Below are 25023 nucleotides of genomic sequence, written 5' to 3' on the forward strand. Positions count from 1 at the left end.
CGGCGATCCGGGTCGGCGGACGGTGACGACGGCATGGGGTCACACCGCCATCGGCCGGGCGGGCTGGATCGCCGGATCCGTGGCGCGGCGGCGGTGGAGCCAGAGGACGAACGCCGCATACGTCACCAGCATCACGACGTCGACCAGGGCGAACTTCCACGGCAGGTCGGCCGCGGTCTCGTCGATGGTCAACTCGCCGTAGGCCGCCGCGAGGAAGCTGCTCAGCAGATTGTTCGCGACGTGCAGCGCGATGCCGGCCTCCAGCCCGCCGGTGCGGACGGCGAGCCACCCGCACACCGCGCCGAACACGGTCAGGTCGGCGAAGCCCCACGGCGTGCCCCAGCCGTGCAGCGAGGCGAACACCACCGCCTGCACACCGATCGGCAGCCACGGCGAGCGCACCCAGCTGCCGACCGCCTGGAGGAGCCAGCCGCGGCACAGATACTCCTCCGCGGCCGACTGCAACGGCACGACGAGCAGGAGCACGAGGGTGGAGACCAGAAACGGCCGCCAGGCGACCAGGTCTCCGGTGGGATCGTCGTCGAGCACGAGCATGACCAGCAGCAACACCGTGGTCGTCACGGTGGCGACGCCGGCGCAGGCCCACAGCCAGCCCCATCTCAGGCGTCCGTCGACCGACGAGAGCGTGCCCGGCGGACGCAGCTGGAACCAGCGGGCCGCCAGCAACGTCGGTGGCAGCAGCGCGGCGATCGTCAGGAACGCCACCGCCAGGTCGGCGAGCGGGCCGAAGCTGGCGTCACCGTCCGCATTGACCGGGCGGCCGGCCAGCTCGGCCGGGATCGTCACCGCCAGATAGATGCCGACCGCGAGGACCACACCGGCGACGACCAGGAAGATCGTGCCCAGAACAGTCCGCCACCAGCGGTTGCCGGCGGTGCGAGCGAGCAGATGAAAAAGCATGCCGAAAGTCTGGCCGCCGCAAGCCCGCGGCGTATCCCGCTGGAGTAGGAATCCGACCACTAACTATCGATATAGGCGAGGCTAGGGTAAGGCCCACCATGGTCACCTGGTTGCTGCCCGCCGTCGTCGCCCTGACCCAGCTCGTCGTCTGGCCGGGCCTGCCGCTGCTGCTCGGCGAACCGATTCCGGTGACGTGGTCGACAGCGGTCACGATCGCCACGGTGGGCGTCACCGCAGGGCTCGGACTGCGGCGGCGGCGCCCGGTGCTGAGCCTGATGGTGGTCTCCGCGTCGCTGGCCGTCGCGACCCTGGTCGTGCCCGCCGACGACCAGGCTCCGATGCTGTTGCCGATCGGGGTCGCCGACCTGATCGCGCTGTTCAGCGTGGCCGCCCGATGCCCGCCGCGGACGATGCTGATCGCGCTCGGCGGGCTGGTCGTCGGGCAGGGTGCGCTGAGCGCGGTCCAGGACGGCGTCGGCCCCGGCGTCCTCCTCGAGATGCTGCTCTCCGTGGTTCTCGACGGAGTCGTCGCCGCCCTCGGGCGCGTCCGCGGTCGATGGACCGAGGAGAGGGCGGCCGCGGCACGTCGCCTTGCCGCCGCTGAGCAGGCACAACGCGAGGCCGCGGACACCGAGCGCCACCGTCTGGCCCGCGAGTTGCACGACGTCACCGCGCACCATCTGACGTCGATCGTGGTCAATGCGCAGGCGGCCGATCTGCTCGCCGCGCAGCGTCCGGAACTGCGGACGGAGGCGTTGTCGTTCGCCGCGCGGACCGGGCGCGACACGCTCGACGCGCTGCGCCGGCTGGTCGCCGTTCTGCCTGCTCAGGGCGAGGAGGACGAGGCGCCGCCGCTGGCCGAGCTGACCGCCGGTTTCCGCGAGCTCGGCCAGCGGGTGACCCTGGAACTTCCGGACGGCGAGCCACCCCGCGTGCTCGCGGGCGCGGTGCACGGCATCGTCCGCGAGGCGCTCACCAACACACTGCGCTACGCGCCCGAGGCAACGATCAAAATCCGATTTGCGTACGAGGGGGAAGCCGCCGAGCTCGTCGTGGCCGATGACGGCGGGACCTCGGAAACCCCCGGCGCTCCGGGGCTCGGCGGTGGCCGCGGGGTCAGTGGGATGCGGGACCGGGCGCAAGCCCTGGGCGGCACCCTGACGGCCGGGCCCCGCGACGGTGGCGGGTGGCGGGTTCGGGCGTTGTTACCGTACGCGGGAAATCGCCCCCGCCGGAATCGCTGGTTGCGAAGTCAGCGGGTGATCGACGCGGGTCTTGCGCTTTTCGTGCTGGGGACGCCACTGGGCGGGCTGCTGGCGCCCGGGGACGGTCCCGCACTCGGCCCGGCGGGTGTCGTGCTGGTGACGTCTGTCCTGGTCGCGCACGTGGTGCCGCTGCTCTGGCGGCGGAACCGGCCGTGGTGGGTGCTGCTCGCGGTGGTGGTGACGACGTGGCTGGGGCCGCTGCTGGTCGGCGTCGGGGCGGTCCGGGCCGACGACTCCTGGGTGTTCCTGTTCAGCTTCGGCGCCGAAGTCCTGGCGGTCTACGCGGTCGGGGCGTGGGGCGTGCGCCCGGAGCGGACCTGGCTGGCGCCGATCGGGGCCACGCTCTCCTCGGCGGCCGCCCTCGCGGTGCTGATCACCGCCCTCATCGTGACCGATCAGGATCAGGAGCTGACCGCGCCGTACGCGATGGTGTCGGTCATCGTGCTGACCGTTCTCGCCGGGGTGGTGATGGCCGGGCCGATCGTCGGTGGCTGGGCCGCCGGCCGCGCCGCCCGGGGACGGCGGGATCGTCGCCGGGAGCGGGAGGAGGCCGGGGTGGCGTCGGCTGCGGCCCTGGCCGCACTGCGGGCGCGGGCCGAGCGGGCGCGGATCGCGGACGGATTGCGGGCGGCGGTCCTGGTGCCGGCGGAGGCGCTGCCGCGGTCGGCCGAGGAAGGTGACCTCGGCGGGGTGCTGTCGTCGGCGCGGGACGCTCTGGCGGCGATGCGGTCGCTGCTCGACGGCCTCAACGGGACCGTTCCTGATCAGGAGGTGGCGTCATCGTAGTGCGGGTGCTGATCGTGGACGATCAGGTCATGGTCCGGGCGGGACTGTCCGCGATCGTGGGCTCCCAGCCGGACCTGGAAGTGGTCGGGGAGGCGGGGGACGGGGCGGCGGCGCTGGAGTGCGCGGAGCGGCTGGTGCCGGATCTCGTGCTCATGGACGTACGGATGCCCGGGGTTGATGGTTTGACCGCGACCGCACGGCTGACCGCCGGACCTCGGCCGCCCCGCGTCCTGGTTCTGACGACCTTTCATCAGGATGCGTACGTATTCGCGGCGCTACGGGCCGGAGCATCCGGTTTTCTGCTGAAAGACGCGGAGCCGGCGGAACTGATCGCGGCGATCCGGACCATCGCCGGTGGGGAGGCGATGCTGGATCCGGCGGTCACCCGGCGTTTGATCGACGCGTTCGCCGCTGGGGCCGTTTCGGCTGCTCCGGGTACTGATGAGCGGCTGGTGGGGCTTACTCCGCGTGAGCGGGACGTGCTTCTGCAGATCGCTCAGGGGCGGTCGAACGCGGAGATCGGGGAGGCGCTGGGGATCGGGGTGGGGACCGTGAAAGCGCATGTGAACGCGTTGCTTTCCAAGATCGGCGCGCGAGATCGGGTGCAGGCGACGATCATCGCCTACGACACCGGGCTGGTCCGGCCGCGCTCGTCCTGAGGCTGTCCACTTTCAGCCGGTCGGCGTCACCATCGCGGAGGCTTTGCGGAACGTCTCGGGGAGCGAGGTGTCGGGATTGTCCAGCCAGAACTGGACGCTCGTGCGCAGCGCGGTCATGAACGTGGCGACCAGGACGCGCGCGCGGAGTTCCGCATCCGGGCCGGTGCAGCGGGCGGCGATCTCGGCGGCCAGATCACGCTCGATCGCCGTGTAGGCGGCGATCTGGTGGGCCAGATGATTCGGGTCGCGGTGCAGCTCACGGCGCTGGATCAGCCAGGAGGTGTCGGCCTCGGCGAAAGCCTCGGTGAGCAGGTCGGAGGCCGCGCCGGTGAGCACCGTCCACGGGTCGGCGGCCGGCTGCTGGCGGATCGACTCGCAGAGCCGGCGCATCCGGTGCGCGTCGCGGTAGTAGAAGACCTCTTCCTTGTTCGCGAAATAGTTCGTGAACGTTCGCCGCGAAACCCCCGCCGCTTCGGCGATGGCGTCGATCGTGACGTTGTCCGCGCCGCGCTGGGCGGCCAGTCGGACGGCGGCCTCGTGCAGCGCCATCCGGGTGGCCATTTTCTTGCGTTCGCGCAGCCCGAGGTTTTCCTCCACAGCGCAACCCTAATGCGGCGTGACCCACTTCTCAAAGTGCAAACTTGCCTAGAGTGCAAACAAAGACGAGGCTGAGAGCGTGAGCACCTGGGGGGATGCCGCAAACCGGCGGCGTGCTTGGCGATGGTTGTCACGGATCGCCGTGATACTTGTCGCCGTGGCCGCCGTCTGGGTCACCGTCCGCGGCCGGCTCCCGGCCCCGGGTGCGATCTGGACCATTCTGCGTACGGCGGACGCGCGCTGGGTGGCCGCCGCGCTGGGCGTGCAGGTGGTCTCGCAGGCCGCGTTCGCCCTGCAACAACGCCATCTGCTGGCCGCCGTCGGAGTCCGGGTGTCGCGGGTGGCGATTCTGGCGATCACGTACAGCCGGTCGGCGATCAGTCTTGCGCTGCCCGCCGGGTCGGCGATGTCGGCGGCCTACGCGGTGCAGCAGTATCGCCGGCGCGGCGCGACCGGGGCCACCGCCGCCACAGTGGCCGTGATCTCGATGCTCGCCTCGATGGCCGGGCTGCTCGCGGTATGTGTGCTCGCGTTCGGGCAGGGGCCGCTGCTGAACTGGTGGCACTCGGCCTCCTACGAGGCGATCGCGGCGGCGGTCGTGGTCACCGGAGCCCTGGTGGCGGTGGTGCGGGCCGGCGGCCGTACCCCGAAATCGGTCGATCCTGATCTGAATCGGTCCGACCGTGACCATGTCGAATCGATCTCGGTGATGCGGCGGGCCGGAGCCTGGATCCATCGGGAATGGACGGCGGCGGTTACCGCCGCACGGTCGATCCCGCCGCGCGACGCGGCCGCGGCCCTGCTGTGGTCGGCGCTGAACTGGGCGGCGGACGCGTTCTGCCTGGTCGCGGCCGCCCAGGCCTGTGGTCTTCCGGCCGGCTGGCAGACGGTCGGGGCGGCCTATCTCGTGGCGCAGGTCGTCCGGCAGATTCCGCTGAGCCCGGGCGGTCTCGGATTCGTCGAGGCCAGCCTGGTCACCGCGTTGAGCTTGGGCGCGTCACCGGCGGCCGCGGCCGCGGCGGTACTGCTGTATCGGATCGTCTCGTTCTGGCTGATCCTGCCGGTGGGGCTCCTGACGTATCTGGGGTTGCGCCGGGTGCCGGCTCGGTCGGTGGACCTCCCGGTCACCCCGGTTTTGCCCCGGCCGCGGCGGGCGGAGTTAGCCGAGTCGTCGCATTAGGGAGTCAGCCGAGTCGTCGCATGGGGTTGCTGGTCGCAAACCCACCCGCACTCCGACAACCGCAAACCGGCGCACAACGCCAACGCCGACACAGGGCGTTCGTGGGCGAGATGTCCGCTGCGGCGATCGGTCTACCGGCCGGGCCTCCGGTCGGCGGCGAAGCGGGCCAGATGGACGGCGACCGGGCGCAGGCCGCGACGCTGATAGAGACGGATCGCGTGGTCGTTTCCGTGCAGCGCGGCGATGAACAGGTCGCCGATGCCGGCGGCGTCCAACTCGGCGTCGACCCGGTCCAGCAGCTGCGAACCGACGCCCTGCCCTCGGGCTTCCGGCGCGACCGAGAGCGTTTGCAGCTCGGCCATCCGGGAGCCGGTGACCCAGGTGTCGTCCGGCCCCGGCCGAACCTGGACCAGCGCATACCCGATCAGACCGCCGGCAGCTGTCGGCCCGGCCTCGGCCTCGGTCTTGGCCTTGGCCTTGGCCGCCGGTTCTGCCTCCGTTTCTACTTCCGTCCCCGCTTCCGTCCCTGCTTCCGTCCCTGCTTCCGTTTCTGCGGGTGCGGCCTCGGCCAGCAGGATGAACGAGTCGGGGTGGGCGAGCCACTCGACGTATGCGGAACGCCGGGCTGCCCAGGAGGCGTCCCTCGGCTGGTAGACGGCATCCGGCGTGACCTTCTGATGGTGCTCGTGCAGCGCGAGCCAGAGTGGCTCCAACCGGTCGACGACCTCGACCCCGGCCCTGCTGATGCTGATCTCCATGGAGAGGATCATCCGCCAGCAGGCGGGGAACGATGTAGACCTCGCAGCGACCGGTTCCGAATGCCGCCCGCCACAGAGCCCCCCACCGCGAATCTCCGCCCTTCAGCGCGAACCCCGGCCCCGTTACCCAGCGCGAACCCCCAGCTCGCGCTGCGGGAGCGCCGGCCCAAGCGAGCCTCGCCCGACGCGAGTTGCTTGGCGGTAGGGGGAAGGCCTTTCGGGCGCTCCCTGGCAAGCAGGGAGCGCCCGAAAGCCGCCGCCGATGAGGTCAGTCGAAGTTCAGGCCTCCCGTTCGCGTGCGCTTGAGCTCGAAGAACCCGGGATAGTTGGCCAGTGTCCGGGCGGCGTCGAAGAGGCGCGCGGCCTCCTCGCCCCGCGGGATCTGGTTGAGGACCGGGCCGAAGAACGCAACCCCGTCGATGTGAATGGTCGGCGTGCCGACGTCCTCACCGACCGGGTCCATGCCCTCGTGGTGGGACTTGCGCAGCGCCTCGTCCCACTCGCTCGTCTCCGCGGCCGCCGCCAGCGAAGCCGGCAGACCCGCCTCGGCGAGCGCCTGCGGGATCACCGAGGCGAAGTCCTTGTCGCCCTGGTTGTGGATGCGCGTGCCGAGCGCGGTATAGAGGTCACCGAGCACCTCCTCGCCGTGCTGCTGGGCGGCGGCGGTCACCACCCGGGCCATGCCGAGCGAGCGGTCGACGAGCTCCCGATACCACTCCGGGAGCTCACGGTTCTCGTTCAGCACATACAGACTCATGGCACGGAAGCGCAGGTCGAAGTCGCGCAGCCGGCGCACCTCGAGGATCCAGCGGGACGTGATCCAGGCGAACGGACAGGCGGCGTCGAAATACAGGTCGACGGTGGTCATCAGATTGCTCCTCACTGAATTGCCGTGCCAACGCTAGAGCCTCGCTCGGCCGGTCCGGGCGCCAATCGTGCCTCAAGTGGATGGGCCAATGCATCGGACCACAGGGGTATATCGAATTCAGACCGTGGACTGAGGCGGCCCGGGTACCCGGCGGCCTAGCTTTGCCGCCATGTCCATCGCATCCCATGCCACAACCCGCCGCATCGAGGCCGCCACCAGGCCCGATCGCGATCGGGGCATCGACGCACTGCGCGCGGTCGCCATCCTCGGGGTGGTGCTCGGGCACTGGTTGGTGACCGCCCTGGTCTTCGGCGACGGGCCGGTCCAGGTGGCCAGCCCGTTGCGGTTCCTGCCGGCGCTGACGCCCGTGTCCTGGCTTTTCCAGACCTTGGCAATCTTCTTCCTGGTGGGCGGCCACGTCGCGGCCGCCAGTTGGTCAAGACGCCTTATCACGTACGAGGACTGGGTCGCGAGACGACTGAGACGGCTGTTCCGCCCGGCGGTCCTGGTCCTCGCCGCGTGGGCGGTGCTGGGCGGGTTCCTCCTGGCCCTGGGGATCGAGCCGGCCACCGTGCACACGCTGGTGTCGCTGGTGCTGTCACCGATGTGGTTCCTGCTCGTGTTCGCGGTGCTGACCGCGGCCACCCCGTTGGTGGTGCGACTGCATCCGGTGATCCCGCTCGCCGTCGTGGCGGTTGTCGATCTGCTCCGGCTCGACCTCGGTGCTCCCGCCTGGGTGGGGTGGATCAATCTGGCGGCCGGGTGGCTCGTGCCGTTCACGCTCGGCGGGCGGTGGGCGCGCATGTCCCGGAGGTCGCATGGGGGCTTGCTCCTCGGCGGCGCAGCGGCGACCGTCGCGCTGGTCACCTGGGCGGGATATCCGGCGGCGATGGTCGGGGTGCCCGGCGCCGGCTTCTCGAACCTGGCACCGCCGAGTCTGGCGGCGGTCACGTTCGGGCTGGCCCAGTGCGGTCTCGCCGGCCTGCTGCTGGATCCGCTGAGACGCCTGATGCGCCGCCCGGCGTGGTGGGCCGCGGTCGTGATCGCCAACCTGTTCGCGATGACGATCTTCCTGTGGCACCAGACGGCGATGATCACCACGACGGTTCTGGTCCGTCTCGCCATCGGCCCGCGGCTCGGCCTGCACACCGATCCGGACAGCGCGATGTGGGTGCTGGCCAGGCTCGGCTGGCTACCGCTGTTCGCCCTGGTTCTGCTGCTCGTCTGCCGCGCTGTGGGCAAACTCGTCCGCCAGCCCGGCTGACATCACGCATCCGCCGCGGTTACCGGACGGTCCGGTGGCGCCGACGATGCCGTAGGCGAAGGCCGGGTGGTGCCCGGGACGCGGCAACGGGACGGTCAGGGGGCGTCGAGGATGCCGTAGCGGGCCATCACGGCGGCACGGCGGGTTCGGTTGACGGTGCGGACCCGGCGGGCGATGAAGAAGACGTCGATCAACGTCCAGAGGCCGAGGCCGCCGAGGGTGAAGAGCATGAAGATCGAGCGGGCGGTGTCACCCAGGTAGAACCGGTGGCCGCCGAAAATTCCGGTCGCGCACCAGAGGACGTACGCAATCGTGGGGTTTTTCTTGATTGATTCGAATTCTGACTCAGCGCGCAGTAGGCGCAGGCGGTCCCACTCCGGGAGGGTGGCCTGCTCCTGCGGTGATCCCATTCGCGGAACGATAGCGGCCGGTGTGGCGCCGGCGAAAGTTTCCGGCACTGGCACTGGCATCAGCTCCGACACCGGCACTGGCACTGGCACCGACTCCGGCGTTGGCACCGACTCCGGCGTTGGCATCAGCACCGGCGTTGGCATCGGTGTCGGTGCTGGATCAGGGCTTCCGGGCGACCGCGCCGAACAGGGAGGCTTCGACCGGGGTGGGCTGCTCCTCGGCGTCCGGGTCGGGGCGCCACTCGCTGATGGCGGAGATGCCCGGCTCGATGAACTCCAGGCCGGTGAAGAACTGTTCGAACTCCGCGCGGGTTCGCGGGTAGACGTCCGAGCGGCCCGAACGCAGGGACTCGTCCCAGTTGGCCTTGAGTTCCGGAGTGAGGAAGTCCGTGGTGGCCAGCGTCATCGTCAGGTAGCTGCCGGAGGGCAGAGCGTCGACCAGCGAACGGACGATCTCCACCGAACGGGCATGATCGGGGAGGAAATGGGCGACAGCGACCAGGATCAGGGCGACCGGCTTCGACAGGTCGAGGATCTCCAGCGAGTCCAGGATCTCCGCCGGGTTGCGCAGGTCCTTCTCCAGGTAGCGCGTCTGGCCCTCGGACGTGCTGGTCAGCAGCGCGCGGGCGTGGACCATGACCATCGGGTCGTTGTCGACGTAGACGATCCGGCTGTCCGGGGCGATCCGCTGCGCGACCTGGTGCGTGTTGTCGGCGGTGGGCAGGCCGGTGCCGATGTCCAGGAACTGGCGGATGCCGGCCGGGCCGGTCAGGAAACCGACCGCACGCTGCAGAAACGCTCGGTTGGCGCGGGCCGCGATGCGCGCCGCGGGGTACGACTTGGCGAGCAGGTCGCCCGACTCCCGGTCGGCGGCGAAATTGTCCTTGCCGCCCAGCCAGTAGTTGTAGCGGCGGGCCGGGTGCGGCACCCCGGTGTCGAGCTTGTCGATCGTCACGCCGGGGATCCTAATAGGAAGGTGTACGGGCTGGAGCCGGCCGGCCGATGATCACGCATAGTGGCTGGCCGGGAGCCCTGAGTGTGGCGATTTGGCGAGCGGCCCGGGACGGGGCACTATGCACGGGTGCAGCGTTACCGAGTTGGAATCCTGGCTGGTGCGGCGGTCGTGGTCCTCGGCGGTGGCGGCCTGATCTATGCGGGCCTCAGCGACGGCGGCAGCTCCGACAGCGGCGTGCTGCCGAGCTCGCTGAGCCTCGGCGGCTCGAAGCCGACCGCGAGCGCGTCCCCGTCGCCGACCGGGCCGAGCCCGGAGGAGCTGGCGAAGGCGGCGCGGGCCAAGCAGGAGAAGCAGCTCACGGATGCGCTGAAGAAGCTCGCCGCCACGTCGCCCGAGTTCTCGGTCGCGGTTCAGGACAAGAAGACCGGCGAGACGTACGTCTATCGCGGTGATGAAAAATATGACACGGCCAGCATCGTGAAGGCTCAGATCCTTGCCTGCATGCTGCTCAAGGACCAGGACGCCGGCCGGGACCCGAGCTCGGGCGAGATGACGCTGGCCAAGCCGATGATCCAGCTCAGCGACAACAATGCGACGACCTCGCTGTTCACGCGCATCGGCGGCAAGACGGCGGTCGGCAAGTGCAACAAGCGGCTCGGATTGTCGGAGACCGTGGTCAATACGTCATGGGGTCTGACCCGCACGACCGTCGATGACCAGATCAAGCTGCTCGGCGAGTTCGTGGACACCAAGGGCCCGCTGGACGCGGATTCCCGCAAGACCGCGTTCACGCTGATGAACACGGTCAACTCGGCTCAGGACTGGGGCGTTCCGGCGATCGCCAAGACCGGCGAGACGTTCACGGTCAAGAACGGCTGGGACACGCGCTCGGCCGACGGCGGCCTGTGGGCGGTCAACACCATCGGCCGCGTCACCGACGGCGACGACGTGGATGTCTCGGTCGCGGTCCTGTCGCACAACAACAAGTCGATGGCGAGCGGCATCGCCCTGGTCGAGAAGGTCGCCAAGCTCACCCGGCAGTACCTCAAGTACTGAAAAGGCCTTCACCAGACTCGGGCGTTGATGTAGTCGGCGTCGCCCAGATACTGCAGGTGGTGGCCGGCGGCCAGGTGGCCCGCGAAGGCGGCGCTGCCGGCGGCGGCCTCGGCCCGCATGAACGCCACCATGTGGTGCAGCCGGGCGACGACCGCGTCCGGGAGCGCGGCGCGGGCGGCGTCGTCCAGTCCGTACCGGTCGCAGAACAGCCGGAGACGCTCAGCCTGGGAATCCGGCGGGCCGTGGGCGTCGGCACTTCCGGGCCTGGTCAGCGGGGCCCACCGGTAGACCGCGTAGGCGACGTCCCACAGGCGCGGCCCCGGCCGCGCGTGATCGAAATCAAACATGCCGACGACCCGATCGCCGTTCATCACGCAGTTGTACGGGGCGTAGTCGCCGTGACAGATCACCTCGACCGGCTCCAGGGCGGGCAGTTGCCAGCCGTCGCGCGGAGCGGAACGCGCATACGTCACGGTCGCGTCGTGGTAGGCGCGGAGCAGATCGGCCGCCGACAGGAGCGCGTCGGTCGACCACGCGGCCTCGCTCAGCGGATAGTCGGCCACCTCGCCGGGCAGGAAGTCGAGGATCTCGGCGCCGTCGCCGGCCAGGCCGTGGAACCGCGGCACGCCGCCGAAGCCCTGTGCCGCGAGTTCGCGCAGCAGTTCGTGAACCCGGGGCGACCAGGCGCCGGTCGGCCGGTGCACCCGGTCGCCGACGCGTACGACGTCGTTGATCCCACCGGTCAGCTGCTCACGTTCGGCCATCGGCCCATCATCACGAAATCCGGCAGATCGCGCTGCCCGATTTCGTCGTCGGCGGCACGATACTCCGGCATTGACGGTACTTCGGAATGCACAGTACTGTGCCGTGCGTGGATACCACGCAGCTCCTCAAAGGAGTGCTGGACCTGGCCGTCCTCGCAGCGCTGCGCGACGACGACGGTTACGGCTACGACATCCTGCGCCGGCTCCGGGCGGCCGGCCTGCAGGACGTCGGCGACGCCTCGGTCTACGGCACCCTCCGCCGCCTGTTCAACGGCGGTTTCCTCAACACCTATGTGGTCCCCAGCGACGAGGGGCCGCACCGCAAGTACTACGCGATCAACGCCGCCGGCCGCGCCGAGCTCGAGCGCAACGGCAAGACCTGGCGTGAGTTCGCCTCGACCATGAACGACCTGATCGGCGACCGGGGGACCGCGTGAACGACATCGCACAGGACGAGATCGCCGGGTATGTGGCGCAGGTGCGCACCGCCCTCGGCGGCGTTCCGGAGAGCACCCGGGAGGAACTGCTCGACGACCTGCCCGAACACCTCGCCGAAGTTCTCGCCGAGGGCAACGGCTCACTCGTCGAACGGCTGGGAACACCTTCCGCGTACGCGGCCGAACTGCTCGCCGCGGCCGGACTCGGCGGAGCGGCCGCGGTCCGCCGGGACCAGCTCACCGAGCTGCAGGAATGGGCGGCCGAGGCCCGCGTGCGCGGCGGCCGGTGGCTGAGCGAGGCGGACGTCCGGGTCGGACCGGTCATCGGATACACGAAGGCCAGCGAATTCCTGGTGCTGCTCCGGCCGGCATGGTGGGTGCTGCGCGGCTACCTGCTCGCGATGGTGCTGGCCCACCTGCTCGCCGGCGGATCCGGGCAGGTCGGGCTGCTGCCGCGGATCGGTGGCAGCCTGGTCGCCGCCGTGTTTCTGCTCGCGGCCGGCATCGTCGCGTCGATCTGGCTCGGCCGCCGGGGTACGCCGCCGGGGCGCTGGCCGCGGTACGCGTTCCGGTGGGGCACGGCGTTGCTGATCGTGCTCTCCGTGGTCGGGTTCGCCGGGGCCGACATGGACACGCGCAACCCCTCATACGTGGACGCGACGTACAGCGGCAGCTCCGGCTACGACAACGTGCGGGACGTGTTCGTCTACGACAGCCAGGGGCGGCTCGTCGAGGATGCGCAGCTCTACGACCAGTCCGGGGCGCCCATCCAGATGGGCAGCCAGTACTGCACCGACGAGCGGACCGGGGAGTCGTGGACGAGCTGGCATCGGGGGTTTCCGCGGTGCCCGGAGGGGAATCCCTTCCAGTCGCCGTCCGCGACGCCAGGTCCTGGAGGGGAAGAGGCGTTGCCCTCTCCGGTGGCGCCGTCGGGTGCACCGGGGCCGTCGGATGCACCGGGGCCGTCGGGTGCACCGGGAGTCACGCCGTCGGGGCCGCCGGCCTCCTCACCTGCCGGACGGGCACCGTCGCCGATCCCGTCAGTATCGCCCAGCCGCTGAGCCCCGCGAGGGTTGTCCACACCAGAAGGTTGTCCACAGGCCACCGACATGATCTTGCGACTTTGCGCAAGGCTGAGGGCAGCGGAGGTGGCCTCCCCTTGGGCTTCGTTTCAAGCGATCGTCGCAACACCTGATTGTTCTTGGGGTGTTCGTGTGGTGGATCGTGTGGGTGGTCAGGGAACCGGGCCGGTGGGGGCGGGCCGGCGGCAGGCATTCTTGGATCTTGTGGCTGCGGGTACGGGTACTAACGAGGCGTGTCGTCTGGTCGGCGTGAACCGTAAGACCGGTTATGAGTGGCGTCATCCGGGATTCAAGCGGGCCAAACAGGACCGGGCCCGGGAACGTCAGCGTGTGCGGCGTGAGCGGGAACAGGCAGCGGAGCAGGCGCGGGCCGCTGCCCGTTCGGACCGGTACTTGTCACAGGACGAACGGATTCGGATTGCTGATCTGGTCCGGGCCGGGTCCAGTCAGGCCGCGATCGCGGCCGGGCTGGGCCGGTCGCCGTCCACGATCAGCCGCGAGATCCGCCGCAACCAGGACCCCGACAGCGGCGACTACCACCCGTACGCTGCGCAGCAACACGCCGAGCAGCGCCGGCCACGCCCGAAACCGTCGAAACTGGCCGCGAGCCCACAGCTGCACACGGTCGTGCAGGCCATGCTGGACAGCAAGTACAGCCCGCAGCAGATCAGCCGCCGGTTACGCCGCGACCATCCCGAGCAGAGTGAGTGGCACGTGTCGCACGAGACGATCTACCAGGCTATCTACGTGCAGGGCCGCGGCGAGTTACGCCGCGAGCTCACCACCGCCCTGCGGACCGGCCGCGCGGTACGCAAACCTCGCCGCGAGCCCGGGCAACGCCGGCCACGGTTCACCTCCCCGATGATCATGATCAGTGACCGGCCCGCCGAAGCCGACGACCGAGCACTGCCCGGACACTGGGAAGGCGACCTGATCATCGGCAAGGGCGGCCAGTCCGCGATCGGCACCCTCGTCGAACGCGCCACCCGCTACGTCCTGCTCGTCCACCTGGGCAAAGACCGCTCCGCCGAACACGTCCGCGACGCCCTGATCGCCACCGCAGCAACCCTGCCCGCTCACCTGAAACGGTCACTGACCTGGGACCAAGGCGCCGAAATGGCCCTGCACCACGAGTTCAGCCTCACCGCGGACATGCCGGTCTACTTCTGCGACCCGCACTCACCCTGGCAACGCGGCTCGAACGAGAACACCAACGGCCTGCTCCGCCAATACTTCCCGAAAGGCACCGACCTGGCCCAGCACAACCCCGAACACCTCACCCACGTCGCCGCCGAACTCAACGGCCGGCCACGCATGACCCTCAACTGGGACACCCCCGCCGAACGCCTGGCTAAACTCCTCGAAACCGACCGTGTTGCAACGACCCCTTGAAACCGCCGGGAGGGTGGGCCGTGTAGTTGGGGCGGGGGACCAGCGCATCCGGGCGGTGGGTCGGGCCGCCTGATCGGGCCCGGATCCCGGTGTCGACGCCGGACACCGGGATCCCGCGGAAGGGCCGATCGACTCATCGGTGATCTTCTGTTTCACTGTGCTGCATGCAGACCGGTCCGCGCCTGGCCATCGATTACGGCACCGCCTGTACCCGGGCGGTGCTGGCCTGGCCGGAACGGCCCTGGCAGGCGCTGATCGTCGACGGCACGGCCGAGCCGTCGAGCGCCGTGCACGTCGGCCGGGACGGGAAGGTCACGGCCGGGGCGGCGGCGTGGCGGCTGGCCGAGGACGATCCGGACGGGTTCGTGGCGGCGCCGCTGGCCGAGGGGGTCGGGACGGTCCGCGTTCGTGGTCGCGGCGTGGACGTCGCCGATCTTGTCACGGCGACCCTGCTCATGATTGTTTCCGAGGCGGAGCGTACGGCGGGTGTCCTGCCCGCCGACATCCGGATGAGCGTCCCGGCGGGCTGGGACCCGGGCCGGCGTACGTGGCTCCGGCTCGCCGCCCACCAGGCCGGTCTCGGGCGCCCGCAGCTCGTCGAGGCGCCGGTCGCCGCGCTGCTGTCGACGCGGGCGGCGGCCGGGCTGGTGCTCGTGCTCGATCTCGGCGCGACCGTCGAGGTGAGTGTGGTCCGCTCGGACGCGGACGGTGCCGAGGTCCTGTCGACGGTCGCGGATCCGGACACGGGCGGCCGGGCCGTCGACGAACGCCTGGTGGCGATGCTGCTCAACACCCAGGACGGCGGGGTGGAGACGGCGTTGCGGGGGCCGACGGCGGGGACGGTGGCTGTCCTCCGTACGGGAAAGGAAGCTGTTTCTCAACAACCGGCGGTGACGGTGCCGCTTCCCGCGCCCGGGGCGGCCGTCGTGCTCAGCACGACCCTGGTCGAGCGGGCCGCCGAGCCGATGCTGCGACGTGTCGCCGAGCTCGCCGCCGATGCTCTCCGGGCCGCCGCGCTGGAGGCCGCCGACCTGGACGCGGTGTATGCGGTCGGTGCCACGGCCGCGATGCCGGCCGTGCCGCGGGTGCTGGAGCAGCAGCTCGGCGTGCCGGTCCGGGTCGCCACGATGCCCGGTGCGGCGGTCGTGCTCGGCGTCGCCGAGGCCGAGGGGGCGGCCGCCCCGGCGAGCGAGCCCGCCCCGAAGGTGCCGAAGCTCACCGTCCTGCGCGGGCTCGGCCTGCTCCTGCCCGGCCTGGCGTCTGTCGTCCTCTTCAGCCATTTCGTGTACGAGACCCGCGGCGCGACCGCGTCGAGTTGGGGCGAACTCGCCGTCGCGGGGATCCTCGCGCTGGTGTTGTGCCTGGCCGCGGGCCCGTGGATCGGGGCCGCGCTGGCCCGCGACGCCGGGATCCGCGGTCGCTGGGACGCGGCCGGGCAGGTGTCGGCCGGCCTGCTGACCGGTGACGCGTTCGGGGTCACGGTGGCCGCGCTGTACGCGGTCGCCGCCGGCCTGTACCTGGTCGTGCCGTTCGGCGAGCCGCTGCAGTGGGCCCTGCTGCCGGTGCTGCCCGCCGCCCTGCTCGCGGCCGCTGTCGCCGTGCTGATCCGGCGCCGGTTCAGCCCGCCCGTGATCGTGGAGTTCCCGCTGGTGGCGACGCTGATCCTGAGCGTCGGGAGCGTGCTGTTCACGCTGACCGTGGCCGGGGACGGCCCGCAGGTCTGGGCCAGCCGGGCCGGGGGAGCGCTGATCGGGGTCGGTGTGGCCCTGCTGCTGTTCCGGATCCGGGTACTGCAGGGGATCAGCGCGGTCGTGCTGGGCGTGTTCGGGTTCTTCATCGCCGACCCGCGGGCGATCGGCGTCTTCGGGGTCGGCATCGGCCTCGCCGTCGCCGTCTGGTGGGGCCAGCGCCTCCTGGCTCTTGTCCGAAGCTGAACATCCGGCGGGTGGGCCGACCATCCGCCGGCCGTAACCTGGCCGAAACTGACATTCGGCCGGTCGGACGGTACGGTGCGGCGGTGACCGGCCGCCCGCTGATCTTCCTCGACGTCGACGGCACGGTGATCCCGCTGCGATCCCGCGTCGTCCCGGGCGTGCCGCCGGCCCCGGCGGGCGGGAACCCGCTGCTCGACCGCATCGACCCGGCCGACGGCGCCCGCCTGCGCGCCCTCGACGGCGACCTGGTCTGGGCGACCACCTGGATGGACGAGGCCAACGAGGTCATCTCACCCCGGCTGGGCCTGCCCGCACTGCCGGTCGTCGACTGGCCGGACCGCGACCCGCAGCCCGGCCTGCACTGGAAGACGAGTTTCCTGGTCGAGTGGGCGGCCGGCCGCCCGTTCGCCTGGCTCGACGACGAGGTGACCGACGCCGACCAGCGCTGGATCGCCGCCCACCATCCGAACCGGGCCCTGCTGCGCCGCGTCCACCCGTTCACCGGCCTCGCCGACGCCGACTTCGCCGCCGTCCGCGCCTGGCTCCTGATGCTCAGCGCCTGATCAGGACCCGTATCCGGCCGGCCAGCCCTCCGCCCGGACGGCCTCCATCTCGCCGTCGGCGACCCGGCGGAACAGGGCGAACACCTCCGGGCGGGTGAGACCGCGGCGGTGGAACGGGCCGTCGTCACCTTCGTCGTTCTCCAGGACGACCAGCCAGTCGTCGCCGGCGAACGCACCCAGTGACCAGCCGGACCGGTTGTCGGCGAGCCAGACGTCGCCGTGTTCGACGTCGTCCGGGTCCTCGTCGAACTCGCCCAGCAGTTTGTCCAGGGTCTCGTCGGGGATCTCGTCGTGACCGGAACTGGCGCCGTACCGCCAGATGAGGGTGAACGTCACCTGAGCAGGATAGGCGTCGGGTTCAGTAGCGGAAGTGGCTGACCAGGGACTGCAGGTTGTTGGCCATCGTGCTCAGTTCGGTGACGGCCTGCTGGGACTGGGCGATGCCCTCGGTGCTCACCTGCGTCGCCGTGGCCAGGCCGTTGATGTTGGCGGCGATGTCGCCGGCGCCGGAGGCGGCCAGGGCGACGTTGCGGCTCATCTGTTCGGTGGTGGCGGTCTGTTCGGCGACGGCGGCGGCGATCGTGGCCTGGAATTCGTTGATGCTGGCGATGACCGAGGTGATCTCGCCGATGGCGGTGACCGCGCCGGCGGTGTCGGCCTGGATGGCCTGGACGCGGCGGGAGATGTCGTCGGTGGCCCGGGCGGTTTCCTGGGCGAGTTCTTTGACCTCGCCGGCGACGACGGCGAAGCCTTTGCCGAGTTCGCCGGCGCGGGCGGCCTCGATGGTGGCGTTGAGGGCGAGCAGGTTGGTCTGCTCGGCGATGCTGGTGATCACCTTGATGACTTCGGCGATCTCGGCCGAGGACTCGCCGAGTTTGCCGACCTGGGCGGTGGTGGCGTCGGCGACCGAGACGGCCTGGGCGGCGACGCGGGCGGCCTCGGTGGCGTTGTGGGCGATGTCGCGGATGGAGACGCCCATCTGGTCGGTGCCCTGGGAGACGTTGGAGACGTTGTCGTTGATGTTGTTGGCGGCCTGCGAGGCGGTCTGGGCCTGGTTCGCGGCCTGTTCGGCCGAGAGGGACATGGTGCTGGCGGTGGCCGTGAGTTCTTCGGCCGCGGCGGCGACGGCCTGGGCCGAGCCGGCCACCGAGGACATCACCCGGCGGGTGTTGGTCTGGGCTTCGTCGAGGGCGCGGGCCATCTGGCCGACCTCGTCCTGGCCGCGGACGTCGGCGGCCACGGTCAGGTCGCCGCCGGCCATGGCCTGCAGGGCGGCGCGGACCCGCTGCAGCGGCCGGGTGATGGACCGGACGATGAGGTTGGCCAGCACGATGACGGCGATCGCGGCGATGCTGACGGCCAGCCAGAGGACGTGTTCGGCGTTGGCCCGGCGGTGTTCGGCGTTGGTGTTGGCGCGGGCCACGGTGTCCAGGAACAGGGCCCGTTCGTTGGCCAGCACGGCGCTCATCAGGTAGTTGTCGACGCCGACCTGTTCCCAGGCGAGCCGGGCGCCGGCCTGGTCGGCCGCGGCCGAGGCGACGAACCGGGTCAGCGTGGCCGTGTAGTCGGCGGTCACCGCCTTGATCCGGCCGACCGACGCGTCCAGGCCGCTGGGCAGGTCGATCGCCGTCAGCTTGTCCAGCAGCGCGTCGGCCGAGGCGACCCGGTCCTTGAGCAGTTCGGCCTGCTTGGCCGGGTCGGTGCGGACGATCGCCTGGATGCCGTTGGCCCGCATCTCGCTGGCCTCGCGGTCCAGCTGGAGCACCAGGGCGCTGGCCGAGTTCAGGTTCTCCAGGTCGCGGGCGGTGCTGTCGGCCGTGTTGCTGTTGATCACGGTCACGCCGAGGCAGAGGGCCAGCGCGACCAGGCTGGCGGCGACCAGGACGGTCAGTTTGGTGCGGACCGAGAGGTCGAGGAAGCGCTGGATCATCGGATCATCCCGCCAGCTGGTCGGCGGTGTAGTACCCGCCGTCGACCAGCACCCGCTTGTAGTTGGTGCGGTCCACGTTCACCGGCTGCAGAAGGAACGTCGGGACCACCTTGACGCCGTTGTCGTACTGCTTCTCGTCGTTGACCTCGGGCACCCCGCCCAGCAGCAACGAGTTGGTCATCTGCACGGCGACCTTGGCCAGCTCGCGCGTGTCCTTGTAGACCGTCTCGGTCTGTGTGCCGGAGGCGATCAGTTTCACCGACTCCAGCTCGGCGTCCTGTCCGGTGACCACGGGCAGTTTCTTGTAACCGTCTTCCTGGAGCGCTTCGATGATGCCGCGACTCAATCCGTCGTACGGGGAAAGCACCGCATTGACGGTTTTGCCGTTCAACGGTCCGGCGAGCAGGCGCTGCATCCGTTTCTTGGCGACCGCGCCGTCCCATCGCAACGTCGCCACCTTCGTGAAATCGGTCTCGCCCGAGACGACTTTCAGACGACCCGATTTGATGTACGGGGTGAGAACGCTCATCGCCCCTTTGAAGAAGAAGGTCGCGTTGTTGTCGTCGGCCGACCCCGCGAACAACTCGATGTTGTCGCTTCCACCGCTGCTGCTCAGCTTCAACGCCTTGACGATGGCGCCGGCCTGGAGGACGCCGACCTTGAAGTTGTCGAAGGTGGCGTAGTACGTGATGTTCGGGGTGTCGCGGATCAGCCGGTCGTAGGAGATCACCGGCACCTTGGCCGTGGCCGCGCTGGCCAGCACGTCCTTGAGCGCGGTGCCGTCGATCGCGCCCACCACGAGCGCCTTCTCGCCGCCGCCGATCATGGCTTTGATCTGGCTGATCTGCTTGTCGACGTCGTCCTCGGCGTACTGCAGGTCGGTCTTGTACCCGAGCAGCTCGAACTGCTGGGCGATGCTCTTGCCGTCACCGACCCAGCGGGCCGATTTGGTGGTCGGCATGGCGATGCCGATGGTGCCCCGATCCGGCTGCTCGACGCTCGTCTCGTCCGAGCTGCTGCTGCAGCCGGACGCTGTGACGAGCACTATCGACGCGACGGCGATCAAGCGCATGGCGCACCCCCTCCACCCCCATGATCGGCCTTCGGGCGGGTGGCGTGAGGGCTATTCGTGACCTTCGGCAACCTTCTTGCCGGAGACCTTTTCACCGGACATCTTCGGCACCGGGGCGGGTCGGACGGAGAATGCCGGTTCGGTCGGCAGACAGGACACCACGCTCAGCGCGCCGTCCGGATGGCGGACGTACCAGGCGGAGGTGTAGGCAGCGACGATTTCCACGTCCAGCACGGTCGGCCGGTTCTCCGGCTCGTTGATTGCCGAACCGGTGCGAATCTGTCTCAAGATCGGGCGTCCGGTCCCGATACTGCGGATATGCGGCGGCCGGTGGTGTGGTGGGTCCTGGGCGGGCTGCTGCTCGCCCAGGCGGTGATCGCCGCGCTCGACGACACCGGGGCGGCGGCGCTGCGCGACGGCCTGGTCGCCGGGGTCGTCGGCAACCTGGCCTACGCGCTGCCCGGCCTGCTGGTCGCCGGGCGGGCCGCGCGCACGCCCGGCCCGGACCGGACGGCCTGGGGTTTCCTGGCCGCGGGCATGCTCGCGTACGCGGCCGGCAACCTCTACTGGTACTTCCGGATCCGCGAGCTCGACCCGGAACCCCTGGTCACCGCGGCCGACGTGCTCTGGTTGGCGTTCTACCCGTGCTTCGCCACCGCGCTCGTGCTGCTGCTGCGCCGGCGGCTGCCGCGGCTCAGCGCGGCCGCCTGGCTGGACGGGGTGATCGCCTCCGGCGCGGTGTCGGCCCTGGTCTCCATCCCGATCCTGGCCACCGTCGAACCGGCCCCGCAGGCCACCCTGAGCGGGGTCGTGGTCAACGCCGCCTACCCGGTCTCGGACATCGTGGTGGCCGGCTGCCTGCTCGGCGCGTGGGCGCTGTGCGGCTGGCGGGCCGACCGGACGATCGTCCTGCTGGTCGCCGGGATGGGCCTGTTCGCCACCGGCGACGCGTTCAGCATGGTGCTGATCTGGCAGGGCATCGACCCGTGGCCGGCCTGGCTCGACCTGTTCTGGACGGTCGGGCTGGTGCTGCTGGCCCTGGCCGCCCGGCAGCCGGCCCGCGCCGCCCGGGCCGGGTCGGACGGCTCCAGCATGTGGGTGAGCACCGCCGTCCCGTCCGGGCTGGCCCTGATCTGCCTGGCGCTGCTCGTCTTCCAGGCGGTCGGCGACCGGTCGCTGGCGCCGGTCACCAGCGTGCTGGCCGGGATCGCGGTCGCCGCCGCGCTGCTGCGCATGATCCTGAGCGTGCGCAGCGCCGAGGCGCTCGGCGCGGCCCGCCGGCTGGCCCGCACCGACGACCTGACCGGGCTGGCCAACCGGCGCCGCTTCGTCGAGGTCCTCGACCGATCGCTACCGGTCACCTGCCCGCTCGCGGTCGCGTTCGTCGACCTGGACCGGTTCAAGGAGGTCAACGACAGCTTCGGGCACGACGTGGGGGACAGCCTGCTGCGGATGGTCGGCGAGCGGCTGCGGGCCGGGCTGCCCGGCGACGTGCTGCTCGCCCGGCTCGGCGGCGACGAGTTCGGGCTGATCATGCCCGGACGGGACGCGAGCGGCGCCGGTGCGGTGGTCGAGGGCGTATTGCGTACGCTCAGGGAGCCTTTTGCCCTGCCTGAAGTTGATCTTCATGTGGACGCGAGCGTCGGCGTCGCGGTGTGCCCGGACGACGGCGAGGACCGGCCCACCCTGCTGCGTCGCGCCGACGTGGCGATGTACGCGGCCAAGAACGGGCACGAGGGGCTGACGTTCGCGACCGGGCTCGACGATCAGGCCCGGGCCCGGCTGACCATGCTGGAAGAGCTGCGGACCGGGCTCGGGCGCGGCGAACTGGTCCTGCACTACCAGCCGAAGGTCGAGGTCGGGCCCGGTCACCCGGTCGCCGGCGTGGAGGCCCTGGTCCGCTGGCAGCACCCCGAGCGCGGCCTGATCTACCCGGACACGTTCCTCTACACGGCGGAGAGCGCCGACCTGATGCGGCACATCACCGCGACCGTTCTCGATCTGGCCTGCGCGCAGAGCCGCACGTGGCGCGACCAGGGTCTGCCGGTCTCCGTCGCGGTCAACCTGTCGGTCTCCAACCTGCGTGATCCGTCCTTCCCGGGCCAGGTCGAAGAGCTGCTGACGAGGTACGGCCTGCCGCCCTCGGCGCTGGAGCTGGAGGTCACCGAGAGCGTGCTCATGACCGATGCCGATCACGCTCTGGCGCTGCTCGACCGGCTCCGGGCGATGGGCATCAAACTGGCCGTCGACGACTACGGCACCGGCTACTCCAGCCTCAGCTACCTGCAGCTGCTCCCCGTCGACGACCTGAAGCTGGACCGTTCCTTCGTCTCCCGCTGCACCACCGACCCGCGCAGCGCCGCCATCGTGCACAGCACCGTCCAGCTCGCCCACAGCCTCGGCATGCGCATCATCGCCGAGGGCGTGGAGGACGCGGCGACCCTGGCCAGGCTGGGCGAGTACGGCTGCGACCTGGCCCAGGGCTACGGCATCGCCCGCCCCCAGGACGCCGCCACCACCACCGCCTGGCTCCACTCCCAGCAGATCACCGCGGTCGCCGCCTAATGGTGATCGTCGTCGGCCGGCCACTCGTGGGGGATGACGGTCCACGGTTTGTCGGGGGAGTCCCGGTAGGCGGCGTGGCCGATCGGGAGGGTGGCCAGGTCGGCCACGGCCGGGTCGTCCTCGGCCAGGTGGGTGATGAGGGCCAGCACGGTGGCGTCGGGGAGGTTGGGGTCACTGACGCCGTCGCCGACGAGCCAGTCGTTGTGCTCGTCGTGGATGACGACGCGGGCCGGTTGCTCGCGGGTCAGCACGGTGCGCTGCACGACGGCGCCGAGCAGATCGGGGAAACGAGCGTCCGGGAACGGGAAGTCGACATTGCGGAGAATGTGGCCTGACACACCCGGTTATTACTGGTGAAACCCCCGAAAGGTTACGGCTCCGGGATCAGCGGCTGCTGAAAGCGGCGTCGAAGGCGGCGGTGGGAGCGTCGAACAGGTTCCTGCGGACGAACTCCAGGGCGGACGGGGCGCCGACGAGACGGTCCATGCCGGCGTCCTCCCACTCGACCGAGATGGGGCCGGTGTAGCCGATCGAGTTGAGGGCGCGGAAGCACTTCTCCCACGGGACGTCGCCGTGGCCGGTGGAGACGAAGTCCCAGCCGCGGTGCGGGTCGGCCCAGGCCAGGTGCGAGCCGAGGCGCCCGTTACGGCCGTTGCCGACGGCGAGTTTCACGTCCTTGCAGTCGACGTGGTAGATCCGGTCGGCGAACTCCAGGATGAAGTCGGCCGGGTCCAGGTCCTGCCAGACGAAGTGGGAGGGATCCCAGTTGAGCCCGAAGGCCGGCCGATGCCCGATGGCGTCCAGGGCCCGGCGCGTGGTCCAGTAGTCGTAGGCGATCTCCGACGGGTGCACCTCGTGCGCGAACCGGACACCGACCTCGTCGAACACGTCCAGGATCGGGTTCCACCGGTCGGCGAAGTCCTGGTAGCCGGCGTCGACCATGGCCGCGGTGACCGGCGGGAACATCGCCACGTACTTCCAGATGGACGAGCCGGTGAAGCCGACGACCGTGTTCACGCCCAGCCGGGCAGCAGTGCGCGCGGTGTCCATCAACGAGGAAGCCGCGCGCTGCCGGACACCCTCGGGGTCGCCGTCGCCCCAGATCGCGGGGGAGAGGATGTCGTGGTGGCGCTGGTCGATCGGATCGTCACAGACCGCCTGACCGGTCAGGTGGTTCGAGATGGCGTACACCTTCAGACCGTATTTTTCCAAGATCGCCAAGCGAGAAGAAACATACGAATCGTCGACGGCGCCGAGGGCGACATCCAGGTGATCACCCCAGCAGGCGATCTCCAGGCCGTCGTAGCCCCAGCCCGAGGCGAGCCGGCAGACCTCCTCGAACGGCAGGTCGGCCCACTGGCCGGTGAAAAGTGTGATCGGACGGGTCATGAGTCCTCCTCGACAACGGTCCACGCGGACGTCTCGGCCGACCGGGCCACGGCGTCGAGGACCAGCTGGACCTGCAGCGCGTCGGCGAACGACGGCGCCGGATCGTCCCCGGCGGCGATCGCCTGGACCAGGTCGTGCGCCTGGTGGGTGAAGGTGTGCTCGTAGCCGATCAGGTGCCCGGGCGGCCACCACACCGACATGTACGGATGCGTCGGCTCGGTCACCAGGATCCGGGTGAAGCCCTGCTCCTCGACCGGCGCGTCCAGGGAGTAGTACTGCAGTTCGTTCATCCGCTCGAAGTCGAAGGCGAGCGTGCCGAGCGAGCCGTTGATCTCCACGTGCAGGCCGTTCTTGCGCCCGGTGGCGAACCGGGTCGCCTCGTAGGTGCCGACCACGCCGTCCCCGAGCCGGGCCAGGAACAGCACCGCGTCGTCCACCGTGACCTCACCGGACTCCGACGAGCCGCCGGCCGCGGACAGGCCCGCCGACGACGACGGCAGCGGCCGGGACTTGACGAACGTCTCGGTCAGCGCGCACACCGAGGTGATCGACCGGCCGGTGACGAACTGGGTCAGGTCGACGATGTGCGCGCCGATGTCGCCCAGTGCCCCGGAGCCGGCGACCTCCTTGCGCAGGCGCCAGACCAGTGGGAACTCCGGATCCACGATCCAGTCCTGCAGGTAGGAGGCCCGGACGTGCCGGATCGTGCCGAGCCGGCCCTCGGCGATCATCTGCCGCATCAGCGCGACGGCGGGGACGCGGCGGTAGTTGAAGCCGCACATCGCCCGTACGCCGAAAGCCCGCGCAGCGGAAGCGGCCTTGACCATCTCGCGGGCCTCGGCCACCGAATTGGCCAGGGGTTTCTCGCAGAGCACGTGCTTGCCCGCGGCGAGCGCGGCGATGGCGATCTCGGCGTGCACGTCACCCGGCGCGCAGATGTCGATCAGGTCGACGTCGTCGCGGTCGAGCAGCGTGCGCCAGTCGTCGGTGTGCTCGGCCCAGCCGAGCCGGTCGGCCGCGGCGGAGACCGCCGTCGCCGACCGGCCGCTGAGCACCTGCATCCGGACCGGCGCCGGCAGATCGTAGACGTGGTTGACCGTGCGCCACGCCTGCGAGTGCGCGGCCCCCATGAACGCGTAGCCGACCATGCCGACGCGCAGCGGTTCCGACATGAGT

At 70.5% G+C, this 25023-nt stretch carries 25 protein-coding genes; 11 read left to right on the plus strand and 14 right to left on the minus strand.

Annotated features, from left to right (window positions below; genetic code table 11):
* Positions 1-39 precede the first annotated feature (39 nt).
* Positions 40-921 (minus strand): CPBP family intramembrane glutamic endopeptidase, encoded by an 882-nt coding sequence (locus tag ACSHV8_RS08370; protein ID WP_436531046.1) that lies wholly within the window; start codon positions 919-921, stop codon positions 40-42.
* A gap of 98 nt (positions 922-1019) precedes the next feature.
* Between ACSHV8_RS08370 and ACSHV8_RS08375 the strand changes: the two genes are divergently transcribed.
* Positions 1020-2972: a sensor histidine kinase gene (locus ACSHV8_RS08375; protein ID WP_436531048.1), complete on the plus strand. Its 1953-nt coding sequence runs from the start codon at positions 1020-1022 to the stop codon at positions 2970-2972.
* Positions 2966-3631: a response regulator gene (locus tag ACSHV8_RS08380; protein ID WP_436536717.1), complete on the plus strand. Its 666-nt coding sequence runs from the start codon at positions 2966-2968 to the stop codon at positions 3629-3631. The genes ACSHV8_RS08375 and ACSHV8_RS08380 overlap by 7 nt, the downstream gene beginning before the upstream one ends.
* Before the next feature lie 12 nt (positions 3632-3643).
* Here ACSHV8_RS08380 and ACSHV8_RS08385 read toward each other — a convergent pair whose 3' ends face one another.
* Positions 3644-4228 (minus strand): TetR/AcrR family transcriptional regulator, encoded by a 585-nt coding sequence (locus ACSHV8_RS08385; protein ID WP_436531050.1) that lies wholly within the window; start codon positions 4226-4228, stop codon positions 3644-3646.
* Between the two features lie 142 nt (positions 4229-4370).
* Between ACSHV8_RS08385 and ACSHV8_RS08390 the strand changes: the two genes are divergently transcribed.
* Positions 4371-5408 carry a lysylphosphatidylglycerol synthase transmembrane domain-containing protein gene (locus tag ACSHV8_RS08390; RefSeq protein ID WP_436531051.1) on the plus strand — a complete coding sequence of 346 codons (1038 nt, stop codon included), beginning with the start codon at positions 4371-4373 and terminating at the stop codon, positions 5406-5408.
* 131 nt (positions 5409-5539) lie between these two features.
* Here the strand turns inward: ACSHV8_RS08390 and ACSHV8_RS08395 are convergent, their stop codons facing one another.
* On the minus strand, positions 5540-6166 hold the full coding sequence (locus ACSHV8_RS08395; RefSeq protein WP_436531053.1) for a GNAT family N-acetyltransferase: 627 nt from the start codon (positions 6164-6166) through the stop codon (positions 5540-5542).
* A 268-nt stretch (positions 6167-6434) separates the two neighbouring features.
* The gene (locus ACSHV8_RS08400) at positions 6435-7034 is read right to left on the minus strand and encodes a mycothiol-dependent nitroreductase Rv2466c family protein (RefSeq protein WP_436531055.1); all 600 of its coding nucleotides are present in this window, start codon (positions 7032-7034) and stop codon (positions 6435-6437) included.
* A gap of 169 nt (positions 7035-7203) precedes the next feature.
* Here ACSHV8_RS08400 and ACSHV8_RS08405 point away from each other — a divergent pair, with 169 nt between their 5' ends.
* Entirely contained in the window at positions 7204-8298 is a 1095-nt protein-coding gene (locus tag ACSHV8_RS08405; protein ID WP_436531057.1) for an acyltransferase family protein, read from the plus strand.
* A 95-nt stretch (positions 8299-8393) separates the two neighbouring features.
* Here ACSHV8_RS08405 and ACSHV8_RS08410 read toward each other — a convergent pair whose 3' ends face one another.
* Together ACSHV8_RS08410 and ACSHV8_RS08415 are read right to left on the minus strand one after the other, a co-directional pair.
* Positions 8394-8708 carry a TM2 domain-containing protein gene (locus ACSHV8_RS08410; RefSeq protein WP_436531059.1) on the minus strand — a complete coding sequence of 105 codons (315 nt, stop codon included), beginning with the start codon at positions 8706-8708 and terminating at the stop codon, positions 8394-8396.
* 160 nt (positions 8709-8868) lie between these two features.
* Positions 8869-9663 (minus strand): SAM-dependent methyltransferase, encoded by a 795-nt coding sequence (locus ACSHV8_RS08415; RefSeq protein ID WP_436531060.1) that lies wholly within the window; start codon positions 9661-9663, stop codon positions 8869-8871.
* Between the two features lie 168 nt (positions 9664-9831).
* On the opposite strand from ACSHV8_RS08415, the gene ACSHV8_RS08420 reads away from it, so the two are divergent.
* Positions 9832-10719 (plus strand): serine hydrolase, encoded by an 888-nt coding sequence (locus tag ACSHV8_RS08420; protein ID WP_436536719.1) that lies wholly within the window; start codon positions 9832-9834, stop codon positions 10717-10719.
* Positions 10720-10727: 8 nt separating this feature from the next.
* On the opposite strand, the gene ACSHV8_RS08425 is transcribed toward ACSHV8_RS08420, so the two are convergent.
* Positions 10728-11483, minus strand: a complete 756-nt coding sequence (locus tag ACSHV8_RS08425) for a phosphotransferase enzyme family protein (RefSeq protein WP_436531062.1) — start codon at positions 11481-11483, stop codon at positions 10728-10730.
* Between the two features lie 107 nt (positions 11484-11590).
* On the opposite strand from ACSHV8_RS08425, the gene ACSHV8_RS08430 reads away from it, so the two are divergent.
* The 5 genes from ACSHV8_RS08430 to ACSHV8_RS08450 all read left to right on the plus strand — a co-directional run bounded on the left by ACSHV8_RS08430 (position 11591) and on the right by ACSHV8_RS08450 (position 16891).
* Entirely contained in the window at positions 11591-11920 is a 330-nt protein-coding gene (locus ACSHV8_RS08430) for a PadR family transcriptional regulator (protein WP_436531064.1), read from the plus strand.
* Entirely contained in the window at positions 11917-12981 is a 1065-nt protein-coding gene (locus tag ACSHV8_RS08435; protein ID WP_436531066.1) for an HAAS signaling domain-containing protein, read from the plus strand. The genes ACSHV8_RS08430 and ACSHV8_RS08435 overlap by 4 nt, the downstream gene beginning before the upstream one ends.
* A gap of 225 nt (positions 12982-13206) precedes the next feature.
* Entirely contained in the window at positions 13207-14394 is a 1188-nt protein-coding gene (locus tag ACSHV8_RS08440) for an IS30 family transposase (protein ID WP_436536721.1), read from the plus strand.
* Positions 14395-14558: 164 nt separating this feature from the next.
* On the plus strand, positions 14559-16328 hold the full coding sequence (locus ACSHV8_RS08445) for an Hsp70 family protein (RefSeq protein WP_436531068.1): 1770 nt from the start codon (positions 14559-14561) through the stop codon (positions 16326-16328).
* A gap of 83 nt (positions 16329-16411) precedes the next feature.
* Positions 16412-16891 (plus strand): HAD domain-containing protein, encoded by a 480-nt coding sequence (locus tag ACSHV8_RS08450; RefSeq protein WP_436531070.1) that lies wholly within the window; start codon positions 16412-16414, stop codon positions 16889-16891.
* Here ACSHV8_RS08450 and ACSHV8_RS08455 read toward each other — a convergent pair whose 3' ends face one another.
* The 4 genes from ACSHV8_RS08455 to ACSHV8_RS08470 are packed head-to-tail and all read right to left on the minus strand — an operon-like array spanning position 16892 to position 20118.
* Positions 16892-17227, minus strand: coding sequence for a hypothetical protein (locus tag ACSHV8_RS08455; protein WP_436531073.1), 336 nt, complete (start codon positions 17225-17227; stop codon positions 16892-16894). It lies immediately after the preceding gene.
* Between the two features lie 22 nt (positions 17228-17249).
* The gene (locus ACSHV8_RS08460; RefSeq protein WP_436531075.1) at positions 17250-18821 is read right to left on the minus strand and encodes a methyl-accepting chemotaxis protein; all 1572 of its coding nucleotides are present in this window, start codon (positions 18819-18821) and stop codon (positions 17250-17252) included.
* A 4-nt stretch (positions 18822-18825) separates the two neighbouring features.
* Positions 18826-19893 carry a multiple monosaccharide ABC transporter substrate-binding protein gene (gene chvE / locus ACSHV8_RS08465; RefSeq protein ID WP_436531076.1) on the minus strand — a complete coding sequence of 356 codons (1068 nt, stop codon included), beginning with the start codon at positions 19891-19893 and terminating at the stop codon, positions 18826-18828.
* Positions 19894-19944: 51 nt separating this feature from the next.
* A complete protein-coding gene (locus ACSHV8_RS08470; protein ID WP_436531078.1) occupies positions 19945-20118 on the minus strand; it encodes a hypothetical protein in 174 nt (57 codons plus the stop codon).
* 93 nt (positions 20119-20211) lie between these two features.
* Between ACSHV8_RS08470 and ACSHV8_RS08475 the strand changes: the two genes are divergently transcribed.
* A complete protein-coding gene (locus ACSHV8_RS08475) occupies positions 20212-22458 on the plus strand; it encodes a putative bifunctional diguanylate cyclase/phosphodiesterase (RefSeq protein ID WP_436531080.1) in 2247 nt (748 codons plus the stop codon).
* Here ACSHV8_RS08475 and ACSHV8_RS08480 read toward each other — a convergent pair.
* Genes ACSHV8_RS08480 through ACSHV8_RS08490 form a run of 3 tightly spaced genes read right to left on the minus strand, consistent with a single transcriptional unit; the run spans position 22455 to position 25019 of the window.
* Positions 22455-22796 (minus strand): hypothetical protein, encoded by a 342-nt coding sequence (locus ACSHV8_RS08480; protein WP_436531082.1) that lies wholly within the window; start codon positions 22794-22796, stop codon positions 22455-22457. The genes ACSHV8_RS08475 and ACSHV8_RS08480 overlap by 4 nt on opposite strands.
* 46 nt (positions 22797-22842) lie before the next feature.
* Positions 22843-23847 (minus strand): sugar phosphate isomerase/epimerase family protein, encoded by a 1005-nt coding sequence (locus ACSHV8_RS08485; protein ID WP_436531084.1) that lies wholly within the window; start codon positions 23845-23847, stop codon positions 22843-22845.
* Positions 23844-25019, minus strand: coding sequence for a Gfo/Idh/MocA family protein (locus ACSHV8_RS08490; RefSeq protein WP_436531086.1), 1176 nt, complete (start codon positions 25017-25019; stop codon positions 23844-23846). The genes ACSHV8_RS08485 and ACSHV8_RS08490 overlap by 4 nt, the downstream gene beginning before the upstream one ends.
* Positions 25020-25023 lie beyond the last annotated feature (4 nt).

The sequence above is a fragment of the Actinoplanes sp. HUAS TT8 genome (genome assembly GCF_051380535.1).
Taxonomy (GTDB): domain Bacteria; phylum Actinomycetota; class Actinomycetes; order Mycobacteriales; family Micromonosporaceae; genus Actinoplanes.